This window comes from Nocardia terrae (genome assembly GCF_009760405.1).
In the GTDB taxonomy this organism is placed as follows: domain Bacteria; phylum Actinomycetota; class Actinomycetes; order Mycobacteriales; family Mycobacteriaceae; genus Nocardia; species Nocardia terrae.
Window position 1 is genome coordinate 735049 of sequence record NZ_WRPP01000001.1, and the last position, 23777, is coordinate 758825.

Annotated in this window: 26 protein-coding genes; 17 read left to right on the forward strand and 9 right to left on the reverse strand. The window is 69.6% G+C overall.

Annotated elements, in window-relative coordinates:
- The gene (locus GPX89_RS03280; protein ID WP_157354975.1) at positions 1-1701 is read right to left on the reverse strand and encodes a nitroreductase family deazaflavin-dependent oxidoreductase; all 1701 of its coding nucleotides are present in this window, start codon (positions 1699-1701) and stop codon (positions 1-3) included.
- A gap of 129 nt (positions 1702-1830) precedes the next feature.
- Here GPX89_RS03280 and GPX89_RS03285 point away from each other — a divergent pair, with 129 nt between their 5' ends.
- Complete coding sequence (locus GPX89_RS03285) at positions 1831-2409, forward strand: TetR/AcrR family transcriptional regulator (protein WP_157354976.1); 579 nt, start codon at positions 1831-1833, stop codon at positions 2407-2409.
- A gap of 4 nt (positions 2410-2413) precedes the next feature.
- Here the strand turns inward: GPX89_RS03285 and GPX89_RS03290 are convergent, their stop codons facing one another.
- The 4 genes from GPX89_RS03290 to GPX89_RS03305 all read right to left on the reverse strand — a co-directional run bounded on the left by GPX89_RS03290 (position 2414) and on the right by GPX89_RS03305 (position 5946).
- A complete protein-coding gene (locus tag GPX89_RS03290; protein WP_157354977.1) occupies positions 2414-3160 on the reverse strand; it encodes an SDR family oxidoreductase in 747 nt (248 codons plus the stop codon).
- 75 nt (positions 3161-3235) lie between these two features.
- The gene (locus GPX89_RS43700; protein ID WP_198347245.1) at positions 3236-3475 is read right to left on the reverse strand and encodes a hypothetical protein; all 240 of its coding nucleotides are present in this window, start codon (positions 3473-3475) and stop codon (positions 3236-3238) included.
- Between the two features lie 43 nt (positions 3476-3518).
- The gene (locus GPX89_RS03300; RefSeq protein WP_157354978.1) at positions 3519-4388 is read right to left on the reverse strand and encodes a ribokinase; all 870 of its coding nucleotides are present in this window, start codon (positions 4386-4388) and stop codon (positions 3519-3521) included.
- Positions 4389-4437: 49 nt separating this feature from the next.
- Complete coding sequence (locus GPX89_RS03305; RefSeq protein WP_157354979.1) at positions 4438-5946, reverse strand: MFS transporter; 1509 nt, start codon at positions 5944-5946, stop codon at positions 4438-4440.
- A gap of 156 nt (positions 5947-6102) precedes the next feature.
- On the opposite strand from GPX89_RS03305, the gene GPX89_RS03310 reads away from it, so the two are divergent.
- From GPX89_RS03310 to GPX89_RS03330, 5 genes are all read left to right on the forward strand, one after another.
- A complete protein-coding gene (locus GPX89_RS03310; protein ID WP_157354980.1) occupies positions 6103-6387 on the forward strand; it encodes a hypothetical protein in 285 nt (94 codons plus the stop codon).
- A gap of 16 nt (positions 6388-6403) precedes the next feature.
- Positions 6404-7672, forward strand: coding sequence for a glutamate-5-semialdehyde dehydrogenase (locus GPX89_RS03315; protein ID WP_157354981.1), 1269 nt, complete (start codon positions 6404-6406; stop codon positions 7670-7672).
- A 76-nt stretch (positions 7673-7748) separates the two neighbouring features.
- Complete coding sequence (locus GPX89_RS03320) at positions 7749-8630, forward strand: AAA family ATPase (protein WP_328601458.1); 882 nt, start codon at positions 7749-7751, stop codon at positions 8628-8630.
- 40 nt (positions 8631-8670) lie between these two features.
- Positions 8671-10134: a vWA domain-containing protein gene (locus tag GPX89_RS03325; protein WP_157386973.1), complete on the forward strand. Its 1464-nt coding sequence runs from the start codon at positions 8671-8673 to the stop codon at positions 10132-10134.
- 49 nt (positions 10135-10183) lie between these two features.
- Positions 10184-11074, forward strand: a complete 891-nt coding sequence (locus GPX89_RS03330) for a hypothetical protein (protein WP_157354982.1) — start codon at positions 10184-10186, stop codon at positions 11072-11074.
- Between the two features lies 1 nt (position 11075).
- Here GPX89_RS03330 and GPX89_RS03335 read toward each other — a convergent pair whose 3' ends face one another.
- Positions 11076-11489, reverse strand: a complete 414-nt coding sequence (locus GPX89_RS03335; RefSeq protein ID WP_157354983.1) for a secondary thiamine-phosphate synthase enzyme YjbQ — start codon at positions 11487-11489, stop codon at positions 11076-11078.
- Between the two features lie 139 nt (positions 11490-11628).
- On the opposite strand from GPX89_RS03335, the gene GPX89_RS03340 reads away from it, so the two are divergent.
- The 9 genes from GPX89_RS03340 to GPX89_RS03380 all read left to right on the forward strand — a co-directional run bounded on the left by GPX89_RS03340 (position 11629) and on the right by GPX89_RS03380 (position 18794).
- Complete coding sequence (locus tag GPX89_RS03340) at positions 11629-12183, forward strand: SbtR family transcriptional regulator (RefSeq protein WP_157354984.1); 555 nt, start codon at positions 11629-11631, stop codon at positions 12181-12183.
- A 27-nt stretch (positions 12184-12210) separates the two neighbouring features.
- Entirely contained in the window at positions 12211-12837 is a 627-nt protein-coding gene (gene nadD / locus GPX89_RS03345) for a nicotinate-nucleotide adenylyltransferase (protein WP_157386974.1), read from the forward strand.
- 26 nt (positions 12838-12863) lie between these two features.
- Positions 12864-13277, forward strand: a complete 414-nt coding sequence (gene rsfS / locus GPX89_RS03350) for a ribosome silencing factor (protein WP_328601459.1) — start codon at positions 12864-12866, stop codon at positions 13275-13277.
- Between the two features lie 8 nt (positions 13278-13285).
- Positions 13286-13936 carry a histidine phosphatase family protein gene (locus GPX89_RS03355; protein WP_157386976.1) on the forward strand — a complete coding sequence of 217 codons (651 nt, stop codon included), beginning with the start codon at positions 13286-13288 and terminating at the stop codon, positions 13934-13936.
- Entirely contained in the window at positions 13926-14720 is a 795-nt protein-coding gene (octT, locus tag GPX89_RS03360) for a diglucosylglycerate octanoyltransferase (protein WP_235946644.1), read from the forward strand. Before GPX89_RS03355 ends, octT begins: the two co-directional genes overlap by 11 nt.
- On the forward strand, positions 14717-15559 hold the full coding sequence (locus GPX89_RS03365) for a DegV family protein (protein WP_157354985.1): 843 nt from the start codon (positions 14717-14719) through the stop codon (positions 15557-15559). Before octT ends, GPX89_RS03365 begins: the two co-directional genes overlap by 4 nt.
- Before the next feature lie 131 nt (positions 15560-15690).
- A complete protein-coding gene (locus tag GPX89_RS03370) occupies positions 15691-16674 on the forward strand; it encodes a ComEA family DNA-binding protein (RefSeq protein WP_157354986.1) in 984 nt (327 codons plus the stop codon).
- A 370-nt stretch (positions 16675-17044) separates the two neighbouring features.
- On the forward strand, positions 17045-18430 hold the full coding sequence (locus GPX89_RS03375) for a ComEC/Rec2 family competence protein (protein WP_407939354.1): 1386 nt from the start codon (positions 17045-17047) through the stop codon (positions 18428-18430).
- Positions 18431-18494: 64 nt separating this feature from the next.
- Positions 18495-18794: an antibiotic biosynthesis monooxygenase family protein gene (locus GPX89_RS03380; protein WP_198347246.1), complete on the forward strand. Its 300-nt coding sequence runs from the start codon at positions 18495-18497 to the stop codon at positions 18792-18794.
- Positions 18795-18797: 3 nt separating this feature from the next.
- Here GPX89_RS03380 and GPX89_RS03385 read toward each other — a convergent pair whose 3' ends face one another.
- Entirely contained in the window at positions 18798-19577 is a 780-nt protein-coding gene (locus tag GPX89_RS03385) for an alpha/beta fold hydrolase (protein ID WP_157354988.1), read from the reverse strand.
- 150 nt (positions 19578-19727) lie between these two features.
- Between GPX89_RS03385 and holA the strand changes: the two genes are divergently transcribed.
- Complete coding sequence (gene holA, locus GPX89_RS03390) at positions 19728-20702, forward strand: DNA polymerase III subunit delta (RefSeq protein ID WP_328601460.1); 975 nt, start codon at positions 19728-19730, stop codon at positions 20700-20702.
- A gap of 6 nt (positions 20703-20708) precedes the next feature.
- Here holA and GPX89_RS03395 read toward each other — a convergent pair whose 3' ends face one another.
- The gene (locus GPX89_RS03395) at positions 20709-21464 is read right to left on the reverse strand and encodes an LGFP repeat-containing protein (protein ID WP_235946645.1); all 756 of its coding nucleotides are present in this window, start codon (positions 21462-21464) and stop codon (positions 20709-20711) included.
- A gap of 173 nt (positions 21465-21637) precedes the next feature.
- Positions 21638-21901 (reverse strand): 30S ribosomal protein S20, encoded by a 264-nt coding sequence (rpsT, locus tag GPX89_RS03400; protein ID WP_328601461.1) that lies wholly within the window; start codon positions 21899-21901, stop codon positions 21638-21640.
- A 211-nt stretch (positions 21902-22112) separates the two neighbouring features.
- On the opposite strand from rpsT, the gene GPX89_RS03405 reads away from it, so the two are divergent.
- Positions 22113-23777, forward strand: coding sequence for a circularly permuted type 2 ATP-grasp protein (locus GPX89_RS03405; RefSeq protein ID WP_157354990.1), 1665 nt, complete (start codon positions 22113-22115; stop codon positions 23775-23777).

Below are 23777 nucleotides of genomic sequence, written 5' to 3' on the forward strand. Positions count from 1 at the left end.
CTATCGATCCGTGAAGGTGATGCGCACGGTGACCGGATCGCTCTGCAGGGCCGCGAAGACGCCGCGACTGAACGGGGCCAGGGCCGGATGGGGCGCGAAGGACCTGGCGCGCGCCACCACATCGTCGTCGGGGAGCAGGACGGCGGTGCCGGTGCGCCACGTATCACCCTGGCGGACGCGGATATCCGGGTTGGCGGACAGGTTCAGACCCCAGCCCGAGCGCAGCCCGTGCTGGCAGATGGCCCAGGCGCCCTCGTCGTCGAACAGCACCGACACCGGGACCCGGCGCGGCTGACCGGACTTGCGGCCGATGGTCTCGATCTCGGTGGCGAAGGCGGTGCGGATGCCGATCCTGTCGAGGGCGCGGACGGTCGGGTTCATGACATAGCGGCCCACCGCGCGCTCGGCGCGGAACTTGCGGGCGGCGCGGTCGGCGGCCGTCCGCGGTGCGGCGGAGCGCTTGCTGCGGAAGGCGTCGAATCCGTTGCGGCGCAGCATGGTCGCCGCGGTGAGCCAGGGGGAGCGATCGGGGTCGGGGTCCTTGCCCGCACCGAGCAGGTGCAGCTGGTCGGTGTGCCACTGCAGGTCCAGAGCGCCGTCGAACGACTTGAGGCTGCCATTGGCGGCCAGGCGCGGCGGCAGGTCGAGCGAAATGTGCGGAGTCCGCAGGACGGCGGTGCGACCGGAGAGCAGATCGGCTGCGGCGCTGGGGATCACGGCGGTGGGGCGGCCCAGGCCGATCACATCGCAGATGCCGTCGGCGAGCGCCTCGGACATGGCGGCGAAGGAACGGAAACCGCCGGTCACCGCGATCGGTACCGAACCGGCTGCCTTGCGGGCGGTGGCGGCGTAGTCCAGGAAGTACGCCTCGCGGGCGCGAGTGCTGGCCGAAGCCGTGCGAGGACGGCCCATCATGGCGGGGGATTCGTAACTGCCGCCGCTGATCTCGAACAGGTCGAGATGCTCGCCGGACAGCTCCTCGATGACCGCGCGCGACTCGTCCTCGGTGAAGCCGCCGCGCTGGAAATCGGCGGAGTTGAGCTTGATGCCCACGCCGAAGCCCGGGCTGACCGCGGCGCGAATGCTGCGCGCCACCTCGATCACGAAACGCCGCCGTCGCTCGGCGTCGCCGCCCCAGGCGTCGGTGCGGTGATTCGACAGCGGGGACAGGAACTGCGAGACCAGATAGCCGTGCGCGCCGTGGATCTGCACGCCGTCGAATCCGGCGGCCTCGGCGACCCGGGCGGCCCGTCCGAAGCGGGCGATGATGTCGCCGATCTCGTCCTCGGTGAGCGCGCGCGGCGCGGGGACGCCGGGAATGCCCATGGCGATGGCGGACGGGGCGACCGCGCGGGTGCGGGTGACGATCGGATTGGCCTGCCGCCCCGGATGATTCAGCTGCACCCAGACCTTGCTGCCGCCGTCCTTGGCGACCTTGGCCCAGCGCGTCAGCGCTGCCAGATGCCGCTCGTCCTCGATGGCGACATTGCCCGGCTCGCCGCAATGGCGACGGTCGACCATGACATTGCCGGTGACGATGAGCCCGTAGCCGCCCCGGCTCCACCGGTCGTAGAGTCGTTCCAGTCGCGCGTCGGGGGCGTTCTCGGCATTCGCCAGCCCTTCGCTGAGGGCCGATTTCATGATGCGGTTGGGCAGCGCCTGGCCGCTGGCCAGCGGGAGGGGATCGTGCAGTGTCGGCATGCTGGGTCCCGTCTCATTTCTTTTCGCACAGTGTCGTCGAAGGGTCGAGCGGCGGACTACACTGGGTAGACCAATCGGTATATCCAAACGGTATTACACCGATCGGTATACAGCAAGGAGGAAACCGCCATGGGTGCCCGCGACCGCCTCATCGACAGCGCCATCGCCCTGATGCGCTGCAATGGCATCGCCGGGACCGGCATCGCCCAGCTGCTCGACCACAGCGGCATCTCGCGCCGGTCCGTCTACCTGAACTTCCCCGGCGGCAAATCCGAGCTGGTCGCCGAGGCCACCCGGACCGCCGGGCAGGCGTCGAGCGCACTCATGCGGACCGTCCTCGCGAGCACCGACCTCGCCAGCGCCATCGCGGCCTTCCCCGACATGTGGCGCACCACCCTGGTATCCACCGACTTCACCGCGGGCTGCCCGATCGTGGCCGCCGCCCTCGGCCGCTCGGAGTCGCCGGAGGCCGCCGACGTGGCGGGGGAGACCTTCACCGAGTGGGAGGGCGTCCTGGCCGAACGGCTCGAGGCCGAGCAGGTGGCGCCCGAGACCGCGCGCACCCTGGCCACCACCATCGTGGCGGCCGTCGAAGGCGCGGTCGTCATGTCGCTGGCGACCCGGTCGACCGCGCCCCTGGAACGCGCCGGGAAACAGATGGCCGATCTGGTCGCCCTGTACACGGGCAAGCGGGCCCCGGCCGTCTGAGGCGTCAGATCAGGCTGAGCCCGCCGTCGATGGTCACCACCGTGCCGGTGGTGTACCCGGACCGGTCCGAGGCGAGAAATGCTGCCATATCGGCGATTTCGCGGGGCTGGGCCGGGCGGCCGAACGGGAAGTCCGCGGCCATCTCGGCGAAGCGGGAATTGGTCTCGATCAGCTCGGTGATCCGCGCGGTGGCCACCGGGCCCGGATTGATGCCCACCACCCGGATGCCGTCGCGCCAGCTGCGGCTGCCCAGCGCCCGGGTGAACGCCATGAGCGCGGCATTGCCGGTGCTGCCCGCGATGTACTCGAAGTCCGGGCGTTCGCCCGCCATGCCGATCACGTTCACGATCACCCCGCGCGACTGTTCCTTCATGCGCGCGTAGACCGAGCGGCTCAGGTCGATGTAGCCGAACACCTTGAGGTCCCAGGCGTGCCGCCAGGTCCGCGCGTCGACGGACTCCAGCGTTCCGCCCGGAATGTCACCGGCATTGTTGACCAGGATGTCCGGCGTCCCAACGGATTCCAGCAGCCGCTCGATATCGCCGGACGAGCGCAGGTCCACCGCGTGGGTGTGCACGTCCACGCCGTACTCGCCGCGCAACCGCTCGGCGAGCTCCTCCAACCGGTCCTTGCTGCGCGCGGCCAGATGCACGTGGCAGCCCTCCCCGGCGAGCACCCGCGCGATCTCCGCGCCGATGCCCGCCGATGCTCCCGTCACGAGTGCGGTCCGCCCACTGAGTCCCAGATCCATGTGGCCCTCTCCTGATTCGTACTGGACGGTGCGTCCAGCTCACTGAGCGGCATCGCTTAACGGAATTATTCCCGGCTACACCGGAACGACCGATTCGATGGCCGATAGGCCGAGAGCTCGTCGGAACAGGCGGTCGCGCAGCCGGTCCGGGATGCGCGAGAGCCAGACCGCCAGCCGGGCATCGGTTCCCGCCACGTAGTGGGTCTTGGGTCGGCGCGCCTCGACCGCGCGCGCCTCCTGGAACCGCTGCGCCAGGTCGTATCCGCTGGCGGGTCCCTCCGCCGGCAACCCCAGCAGCCCGTGTCGCAGCGACATCGCGCACCTTTCCTGGAACCTGCCACCCACCATCACGCCTCGGCTAGCGCACTCCGGTGCCGGCGAGGGCGGCGCGGATCTCGTCGAAATCCGGAATCGAGGCGCTGGCACCCAGTTTCGTGGTGGCCAGCGCGCCCGCGGTGCACGCCCAGGCGAGTGCGGTCTCGGGGCCTTCGTGCCAGTGCGCGGCGAGCGTGCCGGTGAAGGTGTCGCCCGCGCCGGTGGTGTCGACGACCCGGACCGGGACGCCCGGGTGCGAGACCACGTGACCGTCCGGGCCGCGATAGGACGCCCCGGCCGCGCCGAGGGTGGTGATCACATGGGGGACGGCGGCCAGCGCCGCGGCCAGGTGCGCGGCTTCGCCCTCGTTGACCACGGCCACCCCGACCTCCGCCCAGAGCTCGGCCGGAAGCTCCTGCACCGGAGAAGGATTCAGCAGCACCGTCGCCCCGTTCGCCCGGGCGTGGCGGGCCGCCGCCAGCACCGTCGGCACCGGAATCTCCAACTGGCACATGAGTACATCGGCCGCGGCGATCGTATCCAGATCGGCGGCGGTCAATTCCGTCATCCGGCCGTTGGACCCGGCCACCACGATGATCGTGTTCTCGCCGCCGCCGTCGACCACGATCGTCGCGATCCCGCTCGGCCCCGGCACGGTCCGCAACCGCGAAACCCCAACTCCCGCCCGGCCCAGCACATCCCGCAATGCCGTGGCGAAGACGTCGTCCCCGACCGCGCCGACGAACTCGACCTCGCCCCCCGCCCGCCGTGCGGCGATCGCCTGATTCGAGCCTTTCCCGCCGGGCACCAGCGCGAACCCGTCCCCGGACACCGTCTCCCCGGGTTCGGGCCGCCGCCCGACCGTCGTCACCAGATCCATATTGATGCTGCCCACCACCACGATCCGCGCCATGCCCGCGACCCTAGTCCGGTTCGGGCAGCAACACTCCCGGCGCCGTCGCCTAGGACCGCGGCTGCGCGCTGTGGTCGGGTTCCAGCGGTGGGCTGGCGACGGCCGAGAAGGTGGTGCATTCGGGGGCGCACTCGGGCGGGGCGGTGCGCAGGGCGTCGTCGCGGACGGTGAAGAAGGCCAGGGCGGCGGCCGCGATCATGAGGGCCACCGAGGTGAAGATCGCGAGCCGGAAGCCGTTGTCGAAGGCCGACGGGTCGGTGTAGGCCGAGCCGGTGAGACCGGCCAGGGGCGGGATGGCGGCCACCGCGAGCAGGCCCGCGGCGCGGGCGACGGCATTGTTGACCCCGCTGGCCACGCCCGCGTGGCGCTCGTCGGCGGTCGCCAGCACCGTGGCCGTGAGCGGGGCCACCGCGAGGACCAGGCCGAGGCCGAAAACCAGTGCGGCGGGCAGGACATCGCGCAGGTAGGAGGTGTGGATGCCGATGCGGGTCATGAGCAGCATGCCCACCGCGGCCAGCAGCACACCGATGGTGATGGGCCAGCGCGGGCCGATGCGCTGGGCCAGGGCTCCGGAGCGGGCCGAGAACAGCAGCATCAACACCGTCACCGGCAGCATCGCGGTGCCCGCGGCGATCGGATTGAACCCCGCCACCACCTGCAGGGTCAGCACCAGCAGGAAGAAGACCACGCTCATCGCGCCGTACATGACGAAGGTGACCACATTGATGGCGCTGAACTGCTTGGAGGCGAACACGTCCACGGGCAGCATGGCCGCGGGATCCTCGCCGTCGCGCGAGCGTCGCCGCTCCACCAGCACGAAGCCCGCCGCCGCGGCGACACCCAGGATCGCGCTGCCCCACACCAGGATCCGATTCGCGTCGCGCTCGGGAGCCATGGTCAGCGCGTAGGTGATCCCGGCCAGGCACAGCGCCGCCAGCGCCGCGCCCAGCACGTCGAACTTCCCGTGCGAGGACTCGTCGCGGGTCTCGGGCACATGCCGGGCCGTCACCGCGACCACCACCGCGGCCAGCGGAATATTGAGCAGGAACACCCACCGCCACCCCGCCGCCTCGACCAGCCAGCCGCCCAGGAACGGGCCGATGGCACCGGCCACACCGCCCAGACCGGACCACGCGCCGACCGCCCGCGCCCGCTCGTCGGGCCGGAACGAGGCCTGGATGATGGCCAGCGAGCCGGGCGTCAGCAGCGCACCGCCCACACCCTGCAGCGCCCGCGCCGCGATCAGCATCGAAACGTCCTGCGCCGCACCGCACAGGGCCGAGGCGACGGCGAACCACACCACCCCGATGAGGAACACCTTGCGCCGCCCGTACCGGTCGCCCAGTGAGCCTCCCAGCAGGATCAATCCCGCCAGGGTCAGCGTGTACGCGTTCACCGTCCACTGCAGATCGGCCATGGACGCGCCGAATTCGTCACCGATCCGTGGCAGCGCCACATTCACGACGGTGGCGTCCAGCATGGCCATCCCCGAACCGAGGACGGTCGCGAGGAGAACCCATCGGCCGGTGCCCGAGGACAACCGGATGCTCGCGGTCATTGGCTCACGGTAGCAAGATCCGGGCGGCGGGGACGGGATCTGAAGGTGTCCTGAAGAAGGACCCGCAACGCTGGGTATCGGGGGTCCGCCGGACTTGAATCATGTTCGCGCTCCACCGCTTTCGGAGCGATTCCCCTAGATGAAGGTGATATAGGCATGAGTACGACCGCAATTCGACGCACCGCCACCCGCGGGCTGCTGGCCTTCGCGGTGCTGACCGCGCCCCTGGCCACGGCGGGCCTGGCGTCGGCCGACCCCGTGACCTCCGACCCGGCCGTGAGCGTCCCGCAGGCCCGGTTCGTCGACGCCGACGACTGGCACTGGTGGCACTGCCACGTCCAGCACGAGTGGTGGCGCGAGGGCTGCCGCGACTGGTGGGAGGACCACCACGAGGACCACGACGACAACAACAACCTGCCCCCGACCGGCAGCGGATTGTAATCAGTAATCTGTTCCCATGACTGCTCCCACGACCACCGAGCCCGACGCCACCCGCGAGGCGGTGCACGACGCGGCGCGCCGGGCTCGGGTGGCGTCGCGGACGCTGGCCCGGCTCACCACCGCACAGAAGGACACCGCGCTGCACGCCGCGGCCGACGCGCTGCTCGCCGCCAAGGACGCGGTGCTCGCCGCCAATGCCGAGGACATCGAGATCGCCAAAGCCGGCGGCACCGCCGACGCGCAGCTGGACCGGCTGCGGCTGACCGAGGCCCGCATCGACGGCATCGCCTCGGGGCTGCGGCAGGTGGCCGGGCTGCCGGATCCGGTCGGCGACGTGGTGCGCGGTTCGACGCTGCCGAACGGGCTCGAGATCCGGCAGGTGCGGGTGCCGCTCGGGGTCGTGGGCATGGTGTACGAGGCGCGGCCGAACGTCACCGTGGACGCGTTCGGCCTCGCGCTCAAGTCGGGTAATGCCGCGCTGCTGCGGGGTTCGTCCTCGGCGGCGCGGTCCAACGCGGCGCTGGTGCAGGTGCTGCGGGAAGCGCTCGAGACGCAGGGGATTCCGGCGGACGCGGTCCAGCTGCTGCCCGCCGAGGACCGTTCCAGCGTGACCCATCTGATCCAGGCGCGCGGCCTGGTGGACGTGGTGATTCCGCGCGGCGGCGCAGGTCTGATCAACGCGGTCGTGCGGGACGCGCTGGTGCCGACCATCGAGACCGGCACCGGCAACTGCCACGTGTTCGTCCACAAGGACGCGGATCTGGATATGGCCGAGTCCATCCTGATCAATGCCAAGACGCGGCGGCCCTCGGTGTGCAACACCGCCGAGACCGTGCTGATCGACCGGGCCATCGCGGATTACGCGGTGCCGCGCATGATCAAGGCGCTCGAGGACAACGGCGTCACCATCCACGGTGATCTGCCGGGTCTGGTACCGGCCACCGACACCGACTGGGCCGACGAATATCTTTCCCTCGACATCGCTTTGAAGGTCGTGGACGACCTGGACGCGGCCGTCGAGCACATCAACCAGTGGGGCACCGGGCACACCGAGGCCATCGTGACCGCCGACCTGAAGGCCGCCCGCGAGTTCACTTCTCGTGTCGACGCCGCCGCGGTCATGGTCAACGCCTCCACCGCCTTCACCGATGGCGAGCAGTTCGGATTCGGTGCGGAGATCGGCATTTCGACGCAGAAGCTGCACGCCCGCGGACCCATGGGCCTGCCCGAGCTGACCTCCACCAAGTGGATCGTGTTGGGCGACGGGCAGATTCGCCCCGTCTAGCAAGACCCCGGCTTCGCCGGTAGAGATGGGGTCCGGGGTGTAACCCCGGACCCCCACAAAGAAGGGACAGGGGCCAGTGGTCACCACCGCACCCAACCAGGAGCCGATCTTCTCGTCGGTCGACGATGTGATCGAGCGGCTGGCCCGCACCGGCTACCTGGCCGACAAGGCCACCGCCACTTCGGTCTTCCTGGCCGACCGGCTCGGCAAGCCGCTGCTCATCGAGGGTCCGGCCGGTGTCGGCAAGACCGAGCTGTCCAAGGCGGTCGCGCAGGTCGCGGGCGCGGAACTGGTGCGGCTGCAGTGTTATGAGGGCGTCGACGAGGCGCGGGCGCTCTACGAGTGGAACCACGCCAAGCAGATCCTGCGCATCCAGGCGTCCTCGGAGAACGACTGGGCCGAGACCAAGGCCGACGTGTTCACCGAGGAATTCCTGCTGGAACGCCCGCTGCTGACCGCCATCCGGCGCGACGAGCCGACCGTGCTGCTCATCGACGAGACCGACAAGGCCGACGTCGAGATCGAGGGCCTGCTGCTGGAAGTGCTCAGCGACTTCTCGGTCACCGTGCCGGAATTGGGGACCATCAGCGCGACGCGCAAGCCGTTCGTGGTGCTGACCTCCAACGCCACCCGTGAGCTGTCCGAGGCGCTCAAGCGCCGGTGCCTGTACCTGCACATCGATTTCCCCGACGAAGAGCTGGAGCGCCGCATCCTGGCCAGCCGGGTGCCCGAGCTCAAGCCTGCGGTGGCGGCCCAGCTGGTGCGGATCGTGCACGTGCTGCGCGGCATGCAGCTCAAGAAGCTGCCGTCGGTGGCCGAGTCCATCGACTGGGCGCGCACGCTGCTGGCCTTGGGCGCAAAGGATCTCGACGACAAGACGGTGCGCGCCACGCTCGGGGTGGTGCTCAAGCACCAGGCCGATCACGTGCGCGCGCAGTCCGAGCTGAAGCTGGCCTGACATGGCGGAGAACCGGCAGCGCGGACTGGTTTCGGCTGCCATGCGGGCGATCTCGGGCGGAACGCCCGCCAAACCGGTGACAGTGCCGGGACCGACGGCCGAACACGGGCTGCAGGGGCATCTGGTCGGGTTCGTGGAAGCGTTGCGCGGCCGGGGAATTCCGGTCGGCCCGTCCGAAACCGTGGACGCCGGACAGGTTCTCACCGTGCTGGACCTGATGGACCGCGAGGCGCTGCGCGAGGGCCTGGCCTGCGCGCTGCTGCGCCGCACCACCCAGCGCGGCACTTTCGACGGCATGTTCGACCTGTGGTTCCCGGCCGCGCTGGGTGAGCGCGTCGGGGCCGACGAGATCGAGCTGCCGATCAAGCCGGACGGCTCGGTCGACATCCTCGAACTGCGGAAGATGCTGGCGGAGTTGCTGATCCAGGATCCGTCGGGGGAGCAGGCGCAGCAACTACAGGCGCTGGCGGCGCAGATGGTCGAGCAGATGGGCCAGTACCAGGCCGCGGGCGGCCCGTCCTTCTCGGCCTACCAGACGTTGAAGGACCTCCAGCCCGAACTGCTGGTCAGCAAGATCCTCGCGGGCTTGGCCCAGGGCATGGACAACTCCGACTTCGATCCGGCCGGATTCGACGCCGAGGTCGCCCGCCGCACCGCGCGCCAGCGCATCAAGGACTTCCGCGGCACCGTCGAGGCCGAGACCCGCCGCCGCGTCGCCGAACGCATCGGCCGCGACCGCGTCGCCACCTACGGTGTCGCCCGTCAGGCCGAGGACGCCGACTTCCTGCGCATCTCCCAGGCCGAACTCGACGAACTGCGCCGCAGCAGCCAGCGCCTGGCCCGCGTGCTGGCCTCCCGCCTGGCCGCGCGCCGCCGCCGCGCCCGCCGCGGCGAGATCGACCTGCGCAAGACCATGCGCAAATCCATGTCCACCGGCGGTGTCCCCGTCAACCTGGTCACCCGCAAGCCCCGCCCCGGCCGCCCCGATCTCGTTCTCCTGTGCGACATCTCGGGCTCGGTGGCGGGTTTCTCCAGCTTCACCATGCTGCTGGTCAACGCCCTGCGCGAACAGTTCTCCCGCGTCCGCATCTTCGCCTTCGTCGACCAGACCGACGAGGTCACCCAGCTCTTCGACTCCGCGACCCCCCTGGACCAACTGACCCGCCGCATCTTCACCGAATCCAAGGTCGTCGGCATCGAAGGCCACTCCGACTACGGCTCGGCCCTGGACGGCTTGGCCGACAACTTCCCCGACGCCATCACCAGCCGCACCTCCCTGCTCATCCTCGGCGACGCCCGCACCAACTACCGCGACCCCGCCCTGGAAACCCTGCGCCGGTTGGTCGCCACCGCCAAGCACGCCTACTGGCTCAACCCCGAAGCCGAAAAAATGTGGGGCACCGGCGATTCCGCCGCCAACAAGTACGCCGACATCATCGAGATGCACGAATGCCGCTCGGCCCGTCAGCTCACCGCCGTGGTGGCCCGCCTGCTTCCCGTCTAGGAGACCCCATGGAGGCGCCCGCCCGCCGCGCGTCGAAATCCGAGCGCCCGTGAGCAACATCTGGACCGCTTTCCTGCGCATCTACGCGGCACCCGGTCGACGAATCGACCACGGTGAGGCGGAATCGCTCGCAGCCACCTTCAGCGCGAACGATGGGGACGAGTGGCGAAACCACGACGGATCGTATTGGGTGCCGGTCCATTTCCGGGTGGCGGAGGACGGGAGATACGCCGACATCCAATACGGCGATGGCAAAGGTCTCGGCTTGGAACACTTCCTCCAGGACTGCTACGACGGCTCGCGCTACAGCGCGCTGTGGGGACGCCACTACGACGATGGCAGCGATGAGGACCTCATCTACCGGCGGGACATCGACGACGAACGCCGCTTCTGCCGCTACGGATTCGACGAGGTCCGCGTTACGACAACGAACGGCGACCGTCCGCCCGCCGGTCCTCCCGGCCATTGGCGGCAGATCGGAGACTCCACCTGGGCAGTCGCGATCACCGGCAGCTATCGCGCGGGAAATGACCGCTCGGACATGGAAATCGGCCCGTGCGTGACCATGTCCGCCGCGCCGTCGCCGCCCGGCCCGTCGGATCTGATCACACCGACCACGCCGTGCTTTCACGGCAATCGGCCGACCGCAGTCGAGCCCGGATGGCTACGACCACTGATCGACGGCCATTCGAAGGTGACGGGTCTCGAATGCCATTGGCGCGGACGTATCGTCCACCGGGCGACCCACGAGGACACCGAAGGGGCCGGAATCGAGTGGTGCCACCGCAACGCCGACGATTGGGACAACCTACTGGACCCCGCCTTCCTCGAATTCACCGAGAACACCGCGCTCGAACTCGGCGACGACGTCTACCTCCGCGACCGGCAGGACTGGGCGAATTCGAACCGGTCCCGGCGATATGGTTGGCCGACCACGTGACTCACCCGGCGAGGAACGACAGGCGCACCTGGCGGACCGGGTTGTCGACATTGAGATCGACCATCGCGACCGATTGCCAAGTGCCCAATGCCATTTCGCCTCGCAGCACCGGGATGCTCGCGTAGGGCGCGATCAGTGCGGGCATCACGTGGGAGCGCCCGTGCCCGCGTGAACCGTGCGCGTGCCGCCAGCGATCGTCGGCGGGGAGCAGGTCGCGCAGCGCGGCGAGCAGGTCGTCGTCGCTGCCCGCGCCGAGTTCGATCAGTGCGATGCCTGCCGTGGCGTGCGGTACGAACACGTGCAGCAGGCCGTCGCCGCCCCTGGCCGTCTCGCGCAGGAAGTCGGCACACTGCGGTGTGAGGTCGTGAACGACTTCGCTGCGACCCGTCTTGACATCGATCAGCCTGCTCTCCATGCCCACCATCGTCCTCCGGCCCGCCGCTATGGGATGTGCTGGGTGGTATCGCCGGGGCTCGATGCGCCAGCGGTGGCCGGGCAGCGTGGCGGAACCGCAGAACGTCTGTGGCACAGGATCATTTTGTCCGCTCCGGGCCGTGCCTGTTCACCGCGTGCCCGAGCCCTCGGGCAAGGCCGCCGTCCCGGTGAGTTGCTCGAAGACCGTCCACAGACCGCGACGGACCGCCGGGTCGGTGGGCAGCGGGTCGATGCGGGTGGGTGCTCCGGAGGCGCGCAGCGGTGGGTCGTCCGTCGAGCGCGAAATGGTCGCCGCCGGACGCGAACTCACCGGCTGTGCCGACACCCTCGCGGCGGAACAGGATTCGGGCACGGCCTTCCTCACGTTGTTCGCCGAGCTCGTGGGCGCGGGCGCGACCCATCGCGGGCCGGCCGAGGCGCTGGCCGGGGCCGGATTCGATATCGACGCCGCCGCGGTGGCCGCCCGGTGCGATGTTTCGGGACGACTGCGCGAGCTGCTCGCCGCGGCGCAGCGGGCCGGAGCGATCCGCTCCGAGATCACATACGCCGATGTGAAAGCGCTCATGTCGGGCTGCCTGGCCTACCCGGGCGAGGATTCACGGCGCGTCATCGACGGCGTGTGCCGCGGCCTGCCACCGACCGACCGCCCCGCCGGTGCGCGGACGATCCAATAGCCGCCGGTAAGCTTGCGTTTCGTGCATATGAACGGTCGCCGCAAGCTGGGCGTGATGGGCGGCACCTTCGACCCCATCCACCATGGGCACCTGGTCGCGGCCAGTGAGGTCGCGAACCGGTTCGATCTGGACGAAGTGATCTTCGTACCGACCGGTCAGCCCTGGCAGAAGGGTGATCGCGCGGTCAGCGCGGCCGAGGACCGGTATCTGATGACGGTCATCGCCACCGCCTCCAATCCGCGGTTCACGGTGAGCCGGGTGGACGTGGATCGCGGCAAGGAGACCTACACCGTCGACACCCTGCGCGACCTGGCCGAGCAGCACCCCGACGCGGATCTGTACTTCATCACCGGAGCGGACGCGCTGGCCAGCATCCTCACGTGGCAGGATTGGTCGGAACTGTTCGAGCTGGCGAAATTCGTCGGCGTGACCCGTCCGGGGTACGAATTGAATATCGACCATCTGGCCGATTTCCTCCGCGACTATCCGGAGGGCACGGTCACGATGGTGGAAATCCCGGCCTTGGCCATCTCGTCGAGCGAATGCCGGCGACGGGCGGGGGAGGGCCGGCCGGTCTGGTACCTCGTCCCGGACGGGGTCGTCCAATACATATCGAAACGGCACCTGTACGTGCCGCAAGACAGTGCATCGTAAGAGAGTGCGCAGGAAGAGGTAGCAGGGTGGCAGCATCGGCAGAAGCGGTCAAGATGGCGACGGTGGCCGCATTGGCCGCCGACGAGAAACTGGCCGCCGACGTGGTCGTGCTCGATGTCTCCGAGCAGCTGGTGATCACCGACTGCTTCGTCATCGCGTCCGCGCCCAACGAGCGCCAGGTCAACGCGATCGTCGACAATATCGAGGACAAGCTGCGCGACGCCGGATACAAGCCGGTGCGCCGCGAGGGCACCCGCGAGGGCCGCTGGGCACTGCTCGACTACGTCGAGATCGTGGTCCACGTCCAGCACGAGGACGAGCGCGACTTCTACGGCCTCGAGCGCCTGTGGAAGGACTGCCCGCAGGTGCCGATCGAGGGCCTGGGCGATCCGCGGACAGCGCAGGACAACGCAGGGGAAGACAAGGGCGGGGACGAGTAGTGAGCAAGATGGCCGGCGTCCGCCGGTTGATTCTGCTGCGGCACGGGCAAACCGAATGGAATGCCACCGACCGCATGCAGGGCCAGATCGACACCGAACTCAGCGAGGTCGGCCGCCGCCAGGCCAAGGACTGCGCGCCAGAGATGGCGTGCAACGATCTGATCCACATCGTTTCCTCCGATCTCAGGCGCGCCCATGACACCGCGCTCGCCGTGGCCGAGTGCGCGGGGATGCCGGTGGTCACCGACACCCGGCTGCGCGAGACCAATCTCGGCGACTGGGAGGGCATGGACCACCGTGAGGTGGACGCGCTCTACCCGGGTGCCCGCAAGGCGTGGCGGCTGGACCCGACCTTCACTCCGCCCAGCGGCGAATCCAAGCTCGAGGTCGGCGCGCGGGCGCTGCCCGTCGTGACGGAACTGCTCGCCGAGCGGGCGGACTGGCCCGGCCGTACCATCATCCTGGTTGCGCACGGCGGGCTGATCGCGGCGCTGACTGCGGCCCTGCTCGAGCTGCCCGAATCGAACTGGCCGGCCCTGGGCGGGCTGGCCAACACCAGCTGGGTGCAGCTGACCAGCCACGGTCCGAGCATCGAGCAGCCCGGCTGGCGGCTGGATGTGTGGAACGCGCTCGCGAAGGTAGCCCCTGATGTCCTCTGAGGATTCGAACGACCGAGGCGCGCCGGACGCCGCCGCGGCCGACGACACCGCGTCGTCGCCGCGCAAGGTGCTGGTGGTGGTCGCGGACTCGCTGTCCTACTTCGGGCCCAAGGGCGGGCTGCCCGCCGACCATCCGCTGATCTGGCCCAATCTCGTTGCCGCCGAACTCGACTGGGACGTGGAGCTGGTGGCGCGCATCGGCTGGACCTGCCGCGACGCCTACTGGGCGCTGATCGGTGATCCGCGCATCTGGGCGGCCGTGCCGCGCGCGGGCGCGGTGGTGTTCGCGACCGCCGGCATGGACTCGCTGCCCTCGCCGCTGCCGACCGCGCTGCGCGAGCTGATCCGCTACGTGCGACCGGCCGCAGTGCGCCGGCGGGTGCGCGATGCCTACACCTGGCTGCAGCCCAAGCTGTCCCCGCTGGGGTGGCCGGTGGCGCTGCCGCCCGCGGTGAGCGTGGACTACCTGGAGCAGTCGCGGAACTCGCTGGCGCAGTTGCGTCCCGAGCTGCCGTTCGTGGCGGTGCTGCCGTCGGTGCACCAGTGCGAGGCGTACGCCAAGGTGCACAGCGGGCGCGAGCCGATGGTCGAGGCCGTGACGGCCTGGGCCGCGGAGCATTCGGTGCCGCTGGTGGATCTCGGGGAAGCCGTGCGCGACAACGTGTTCAACGGGCCCGCGAATCCGGACGGGATCCACTGGGGCTGGGAAGGCCACAGCGCGGTCGCGCGGGCCATGGTGAAGGTGTTGACCGAGGCGACGTCGGACAGGGCTCACACTGCATGACCGTGGTGGTGGTGACCGATTCGTCGGCCAGTCTCCCGGCCGACCTCACGGCTGATCTCGAGGTATTGGCCGTGCCGCTGCACGTGCTGGTCGACGATCGCGAGATCCGGGAGGGGATCGACGAATGCGACATCGACTACGGCTCCTCCCAGGTCACCACCTCGGCCGCCTCACCGGGTGACCTGCGGGCGGTCTACGAACGAGCCTACGAGCTCTCCGGCGGCGACGGTGTTGTCGCCGTGCACATTTCGCGCCAGCTGTCGGGCACCTGGGAGGCCGGGCGACAAGCCGTGCGCGACATGGACGCCTCCGACCGCATCAGGCTGGTCGATTCGCTCAGCGCCGGGCTGGGGACCGGGCTGCCGGTGCTCGCCGCGGCCCGCCGGGCCAAGGCGGGCGAGCCGCTCGACGTCGTGTACGACTCCGCGGTGGCCGCGGCCAGCCGGGGACGCGCCTTCATCGTGGTCAACCGCACCGAACAGCTCCGCCGCGGCGGCCGATTGAGCAGCGCCGCGGCCTTTTTCGGCTCCGAACTGGTCACCAAGCCCATCCTGCAGATCGTGGACGGACGCCTGGAACTGCGGGAGAAGGCCCGCACCCGCTCCAAAGCCTTCACCAAACTCGTCGCGGCAGCGGTGGACGCGGCCGGTGAGGACGGCGCGACCATCGCCGTCCAGCATCTCGCCGCCGAAGAGGCCGCCACCACCATCGCCGGGCAACTCCGCGACCTGATCCCCGGCATCCGCGAGGTGATCATCGCCGAGTTCGGTCCCACGCTGGGCGTACACCTGGGCATGGGAGCGGTTGGCGCACTGGTGGTTCCGGGCGGCTGCGGCTAGCGGGGCCATCTCCACACGCCGGCAGCCAGCGGAAACGCGCTTGTCCACAACATGAATCGCTATCCACAGCCGCGCTGAAAGCCCAGCTCGGCCCGTCGGCCACGACGCTCACCGCTTCTACCGTGAGCCACATGCCACGACTCGACGAACGCAGCCCACTGCAACGTCTCACCGGCACCCACCCCGGCCGCTGGGACGAGGAATCCCTTGACCACCCCACCGGATCGGAGCGGCCACTCGTCGAGCCGGATGAGCGCATAGCCGCCACGCCCGCATGGCTTTCCGAGCCCTGCGGCAGCGTCTCGCTGTGGCACGAACGCCTCGTCCCGGAACGCTTCCGCGGCACCCGCTGGGATCCCGGCCCGCGCGGCGTCCTTGTGATCGCCGCCGTCGGCCTGCTCGCCATCCTGCTCGCCGGCTACATCTCCCTGCGCGAAAGGCCGGTGACCCAACCGGTCCCGCCCATCGCCTCACTCAGCGAGATCGCCCCGGCCGAACCGGACGGTTCGCCGGGCGACGGCGGCAGCGCGGCTCCCGTCGCCACCGCGCCGCCCGCACCGAGCGCCGCCGCGCAACCCGGCCGAAACCCGCTCGCTCCCACGGCAACCCCCGCGCCGGTCAGCGCGTCCGCCCCTGGCGAACTCGTGGTCAGCGTCATCGGCGTCGTAGAACACGGCGGTCTGCGCCGCTTCCCCCTCGGCGCCCGGGTCGCCGACGCCCTGCGCGCCGCCACCCCACGCCCCGAAGCCGACCTGTCCACCCTCAACCTCGCCCAGCCCCTCGCCGACGGCGACCAGATCATCGTCGCCCGCGCCACGCCTCGCCCCACCACCCAACAGGTCGGCACCACAATCATGAATTCCGCCCACCCCCAACCCGATTCACCCCTCACCTCCGGCTCGCCCCGCCCCACCGGCCCGCCCCCGAAGATCAACCTCAACACCGCCACCGAGGCCGACCTCGACACCCTCCCCGGCATCGGCCCCACCACCGCCAAAGCCATCCTCACCTGGCGCTCCCGCCACGGCCGCTTCACCTCCATCGACCAACTCACCGAAATCCAGGGCATAGGCCACTCCCGCCTCAACCGCCTCCGCGACCGGGTGACGGTATGACCACCGGGAAAGCCACATCGGCACAGCCGAATTCGTGTGGACGGGAGGTTCCTGAAGCGCTGGATCCCAGGCGGCGCGGGTGCGGTGCGGCGCGCGGCGAGAGGATTCGCCGAAGGCTGGTGGCGCGGTCGGTGACCGTGACCGCGTGTTGCTGGGGCGCAGGGTGCGATGGCGGACGTGGGTGGTCGCGATGACCGGCGAGTCGGATGGCGAGGTCCGGAGTGGGGATCGCGGGGCGGTTGCGATTCCGGAGGTGCTGGATGCGCGGTTGGTGCCCGCGGCCGTGTGTTGTTGGGGTGCAATGGTTGTGGCGCTGGTGGGCGGATGGCGGGTCGGGGTTGGGATCGGGGCCGGGTGTCTGGTGGCGGGGATGTGTGTGGTGGCGTGGGGTGTTCGGCGGGCGAGGGCCGGGCGGCGGTGGGGGGTGGCCTGGGTGGTGGTGGGGGCCTTGGTGATCGGGGGTGGGTTCGGGGTGGCGGGGGCGTGGCATGCGTATCGGGTGCAGGGGCATCCGTTGCAGGTTGTGCGGGCGGGGCAGCGGGTGGTCGCGGTGGTGGAACTGACCGATGATCCGAAGCGGGTGTCGGTCCGGGCGTTCGGCGGGCCGAAGGTGATGGTGCGGGCCACGCTGGTCGAATATCGGTTGGGTGGGCGGATCGTTCGGGCCGGTGGTGCGGTGGCCGTGGTCGCCCCGGCGGCGGGCTGGGGAACCTTGATGCCCGGACAGCGGGTGGAATTCCGTGCGCGCGTGGGCCGTCCGTGGCGGTCGGATCTCACGGTGGCGGTGTTGCGCGCCGACGCGGTCCCGGTGGCGGTGGGTGATCCGCCCTGGTGGCAGCGGATCGCCGGGCGGGTGCGCGGTGACTTCGCAGCCTCCGCCCACCGCGCGCTGTCCGAGGATGCCGCAGGTTTGTTGCCCGGCTTGGTGATCGGCGACACCTCCGCGCTGACCGACCATGTCCAGGAGAACTTCCGCGAAACCGACCTCACCCACCTCACCGCGGTGAGCGGCGCGAATGTGACGATTCTGCTCGGCGCGGTACTGGTTTCGATGCGGGCTCTCACGGTCGACCCCCGGGTCGGCGCGCTCGCGGCGGGCGTCGCACTGGTGATATTCGTGATCCTGGCCCGGCCGTCCCCGAGCGTCCTACGGGCCGCGGTCATGGGCGCGATCGCACTGCTGGCGCTGTGCACGGGCCGCAGGAAACAGGCGCTACCGGCCCTGTGCGCCGCGGTCATCGGATTGCTGGCCTGGTCGCCGGGCCTCGCCGTGGATATCGGTTTCGCGCTGTCGGTGCTGGCCACCGCGGGACTGATCGTCTTGTCTCCGGCCTGGTCGGATTGGCTTCGCGCCCATGGCTGGTGGCGCATTCCGGCCGACTCGTTCGCCGTGGCCGCCGCGGCCTTCGTGGTCACCACCCCGTTGGTCATCGCGATCTCCGGCCATCTGAGTCTGGTGGCCATCGCGGTGAACATGGTGGTGGAGCCGGTCATCGCTCCCATCACCATCCTCGGCGCGATCGGGGCACTCCTCGCCTGTGTCTGGTCCCCGCTCGCGACCCTGGTCCTGCACTGCACCGCACCGCCGCTGTGGTGGCTGCTGACCGTCTCGGACCGGGCAGCCGCCCTGGGCGCCTCGATGTCGCTGCCCAGCGGGGTCCGCTCCGGCTTGATCACCGCGGTGATCTGCGGCCTGGTGCTGGTGGCCCTGCGGCCCCGGCCGACGCCGACACCGGCGATCGGGACGGAACCATGACATCTCGGTTCAGATCGGTCCGCTGCCGGTTTGCCGGGCGTAGCCTGCGATAACGGAGGCGATGATGATGGACGGAACGGTATTGACCGAGGTCAGCGCGATTGTCGCGGCCGAGCGCGAGGATGAGCTGGTGGCCGGGTTCACGGAGTTGCTGCGGGGCGGCTTTCCCGACGGGCTGGTGCGCACCGAGTTGCTGAACGGTGGCGGGCGATGGCGGATCCAGACCCTGTGGCGGGATCGGGCGGCGCTGGACGCCATGCGGAACTCGGGTGAGCCGCCCGCCGCGCCCGCGTTGTTCCGAAAGGTCGGGGCCGAACCCGTTCTGGAGATCCTGGCGGTGGCCGCCGCCGGCGGCCGGAGCTGACGGTCAGAGGGAATTCAGGAACTCGTTGACGGCCTTGGCGAAACCGGCGGGGTCGTTGGCGTAGACGAAGTGGTCGGTGTCGAGTTCGACCAGGGTGGTGCCGGGGCGGCGCGCGACCATGGATTCGGCCTGCTCGCGCGGGATCGCGCCGTGGGCGCCGCGGATCAGCAGGGCCGGGCAGGTGCTCGCGAGCCAGTCGGCCCAGTGGTCGCCGTGCACCTTGTCCTCGGACTCGACGATGTCGAGGGGGTGGAAGGGCAGGCTCCAGGAGCCGTCGGCGCGTTCGCGGATCAGGGGAGCGAAGTGGGCGGCCATCGGGCCCATGGCGGCAACCAGCTCGTCGCGGGCAGGGGCCTCGTAGGGGAGGGTGGCGACGAAGCCCAGGGGGTTGTGGCCGTCGAGGCCGAGGGACACCGCGCCATCGACGTCGATGATGGCGTCGACGCGCTCGGGGTGGCGGGCGGCGAACTGGTAGGCGTTGATGCCGCCGAGCGAATGACCCAGCAGCACAGCGCGATCCAGGCCGAGGTGGTCGAGCAGGGCGAGAAGGTCGGCGAGGTAGCCCTCGCGGCTGTACTCGTCGGCGCGGTCCGAGTGGCCGTGGCCGCGCTGGTCGAGGGCGATCAAGCGCCGGCCGGGGGTCAGGTTCGACGCCAGGTCGGCGAAGCTCGCGCCGTCGGACATGTGCCCGTGCAGCGCGACCAGGGTGCGGCCGGTGCCGCCGAAGTCCAGGTAGGACAGGGTGCGTCCGGCGATGGCGAAGGAGTGGCGAGTGGCGTTCATGGTGGGCTCCGATCCGTGATCCGTGGTGCTGAACCGACTTTAGATCAATCTTGTACAAATGTGCAAGACGTATGTGTAAGACATTCGTTCATGAGCGTTGATCGGGTGCGGAAGCAGAGGTTGTCGGGCCGGACTCGTAGGATCGACGGCGTGAACCAGCGACCCGCGCCCCTGCATCTCGTGCTCGGTGAAGAGGAACTGCTGATCGAGCGGGCCGTCTCGGCGATCACCGCGCAAGCCCGCGCCACCACGCCGGATCCGGACGCGCTGCCGGTGGACCGGCTGCGCGCCGGTGACGCGAGCACCGCGGAACTGGCGGAGCTGCTGAGCCCTTCGCTGTTCGCCGAGGATCGGGTGATCGTGCTGGAATCCGCCGCCGAGGCGGGCAAGGACGCCGTCTCGGTGATCCAGGACGCCGCGTCGTCCCCGCCCGAGGGCGTGGTGCTCGTGGTCCTGCACACCGGCGGCGGGCGCGCGAAGGCGCTGGCTCCGGCGCTGCAGAAGCTGGGCGCGGTGGTGCACGACTGCGCGAAACTGACCAAGGCGGGAGAGCGGGTCGAGTTCGTGCGCAACGAATTCCGGGCCGCGGGCGTCAAGGTCTCCGCGGACGTCGTGCAGGCCATGATCGAGGCCATCGGTTCGGACCTGCGGGAATTGGCCGCCGCCACGTCACAGCTGGCGGCCGACACCGGCGGCAAGGTCGATCTCGCGGCGGTCCGGCAGTACTACTCGGGCAAGGCCGAGGTGACCGGCTTCGATGTGGCCGACCTGGCCGTGTCGGGGGATCGGCCCGCGGCCATGGAGGCCATGCGCTGGGCCATCGATCGCGGCGTCCCGGCGGTGCTGCTGGCCGACGCGCTGGCCGATTCGGTGCACACCATCGCCCGCGTCGGCTCGGCCGGGCGCGGCGACCCGTTCAAGATGGCCGGTGATCTGGGCATGCCGCCGTGGAAGGTGAAGAAGGCGCAGGGGCAGGCGCGCGGCTGGAACGGCGCGTCCATCGGGGCGGCCCTGCAGGTGGTGGCGTCGCTCAACGCCGACGTCAAGGGTCAGGCGGCGGACGCCAATTACGCTCTCGAGCACGCACTCTCGCGCATTCTGGAGCTGCGCGAGAGTGCTTCTTAGCGGGGGCTACTGGTCCGAAGGCTTCCAGACGATCTTGCCGCCCTGGAAGTCCTGGGCCTTGCCGCCCTGGTAGTCGTACTCGTCGCCGGTCGGGTAGCCGTAGCGGCCGTTCTCCGCGCCATTGCGCACCCAGTCGTCGCGGATCGCGCCCCACACGATGTGGGTGCCCGTCTTCTGGGTGGAGTAGATGGCCCCACCCTCGAACAGCTGCTCGTGGGTGGTGGTGCTGCCGGTCTTGTTCTCGTCGGCGATGGGGAAGCCCAGCGGGCTCGACTCCCAGCCGACCGAGGAGTACTTGTCGCGGATCACGCCGCTGATCACGTGCGTGCCCGAGCCGACCGACCAGTAGATCGATCCGCCCTGGAAGTGCTGGAACTGGCCGGGCTTGGAGGTCTGTCCCGCATCGGTGACCGGGTACTTCAACGTGCCCGACTCCGACCCGGTCCCGCGCCACTTGTCGCGGATCGCACCGCCGATGGCGTGCGCGTCGGTGGCCGGGGTCCAGTAGATGGAGAGGTTGTTGGTGAAGTCCTGCTTCTTGCCGCCGCCCGCGGCGTCGCTCTCGGGCGTGGTGGGATCGCCGAAGAAGCCCGGCCCACCCGCCGCGTCGTACTCCACCTCGATGGCCCCACCTACATCGAAGGGTCCGATGGGCCGCGCGGTCGCGACACCCATTCCAGCGGTCAGCCCGAGCGCGGCCACGCTGAGAGCCAGCGTGCCCCGGGTCCAGGACGAACGGTTGTCACGACGCAGCGATGCCAAGAGAACTCTCCCAGTACGGTTTCCAATAGCCCCCGACGTTTTCGCGGCCATCCTGCTGCCAACCGTGCGCTCGCGCAAGTCCGCAGTTCTCTGGGCACGACAAAAGCCGCCGTGGTCATCGTGGCCACGGCGGCTGTGTAAAAGCATTGCTTCCGGTATGTCTACCGGGATGATCAGCCGAGCTTGTTGAAAGCCAGCGACAGGGCCGACTTCTTGTTGGCGGCCTGGTTGGCGTGGATGACGCCCTTCGAGGCGGCCTTGTCCAGGCTCTTGCTCGCGGACTGCATCAGCTCGAGCGCCTTGTCCTTCTCGCCCGCCGCGGCGGCCTCGCGGAACTTGCGGATCGAGGTGCGCAGCGAGGACTTCACCGACTGGTTACGCTGGCGCGCAAGCTCGTTGGTGCGGATCCGCTTCATCTGGGACTTGATGTTGGCCACGCCGGTTTCCTCGTGTTCCTTCGTTTGGTGTGTATGCGGGATGCAAAGTTCTCGGGGCGCGCACTACGAGAGGGGCAGTTGCAGCACCGACCGTCGAGGCTACCAGGCAACGCGCGCAGGTATGAAATCGGCCCTGTCCGCTACATGGCTGAAACCAGAAATTTATCGCGGTCCAACTGCGTGTTGCCCCTGCGTGATGGACCATTTTCCCATGACCCCCGCCGCGCCCGCACCGGGTCTTTCGAAGACAGACAGATCCTCCGCCGCAGCCCGCCACGCACCCGACCCTGCCGGAAACGCGCACCCGAAACCGGATAAAACAGGTGTCTTCGCCGGGTATCAGCCTGGGCGCTACGACCTGGCCTACGACGAGATGTTCGATGCCGCGGGCCGCCCGCGAGCGCCCTACCGGGGCATATTCAACGCACTCGCCACTATCGACGCCGAAGATCTGGCCGCCCGCGCCGAGGCGCTGGACCGGGCCTTCGTGGATCAAGGCATCACCTTTTCACTCTCCGGGCAGGAGCGGCCCTTTCCCCTGGACCTCGTGCCCCGGGTGATCGCGGCCAGCGAGTGGAGCAAGCTCGAGCGCGGCATCAAGCAACGCGTCCGCGCGCTCGAGGCTTTCCTCGCCGACGTCTACGGCGAGCAGACCATCCTGCGCGATCGGGTGATCCCGAAGCGATTGGTCACCTCCTGCGACCACTTCCACCGCGAGGCCACCGGCCTGGTGCCGCCCAACGGCGTCCGCATCCACGTGGCCGGCATCGATCTGGTGCGCGACGAGCACGGGGATTTCCGTGTGCTGGAAGACAATCTGCGCTCGCCCTCGGGTGTGTCCTACGTCATGGAGAACCGCCGCACCATGGCCCGCGTGTTCCCCGACCTGTTCGCCTCGCACCGGGTGCGGGCCGTCGGCGACTATCCGACCCATCTCCTGCGCGCCCTGCGCGCCGCCGCCGCGCCCAACGAGGCCGACCCGACCGTGGTGGTGCTCACCCCCGGCGTGTACAACTCCGCCTACTTCGAGCATTCGCTGCTGGCCCGGCAGATGGGTGTGGAGCTGGTCGAGGGCCGGGACCTGTTCTGCCGCGACAATGTCGTCTACATGCGCACCACCGCGGGGGAGCGGCAGGTCGACGTCATCTACCGGCGCATCGACGACACCTTCCTCGATCCCATGCAGTTCCGGCCGGATTCGATGCTCGGGGTGGCCGGGATCCTGAACGCCGCCCGCGCGGGCACGGTGGTGCTGGCCAACGCGGTCGGCAACGGCGTCGGCGACGACAAGCTCATCTACACCTATGTGCCCGCCTTCATCGAGTACTACCTGGGCGAGAAACCCGTACTGCCCAACGTGGATTCGTATCGCTGCTGGGAACCGGCCGAACGCGACGAGGTGCTCGACCGGGTGGCCGAACTGGTGGTCAAGCCCGTGGAGGGTTCGGGCGGGTACGGCATCGTGATCGGCCCGGCGGCCAGTGCCCGGGAGTTGGAGTCCACCCGCCGCAAGGTGCGGGCCAACCCGCGCGGCTGGATCGCGCAACCGGTAGTGCAATTGTCCACGGTCCCGAGCAAAATAGACGGCAGGCTGGCTCCGCGACATGTGGACCTGAGGCCGTTCGCGGTCAATGACGGCGACGACATCTGGGTGCTGCCCGGCGGTTTGACCCGGGTGGCACTGCCCGCGAACTCGCTGGTGGTGAATTCCAGCCAGGGCGGCGGCAGCAAGGACACCTGGGTGCTGTCCCCGAGAACCTCTGTCGCGCAACGGGAGTTGGCCGGACCGGAATTGGTCGGCGAACTGGAGATCGCGCCGGAGCGGGACCAGTCGCGTGAGCCCTCGTCCACGCGGACTCAGCAACAACAGCAGTAA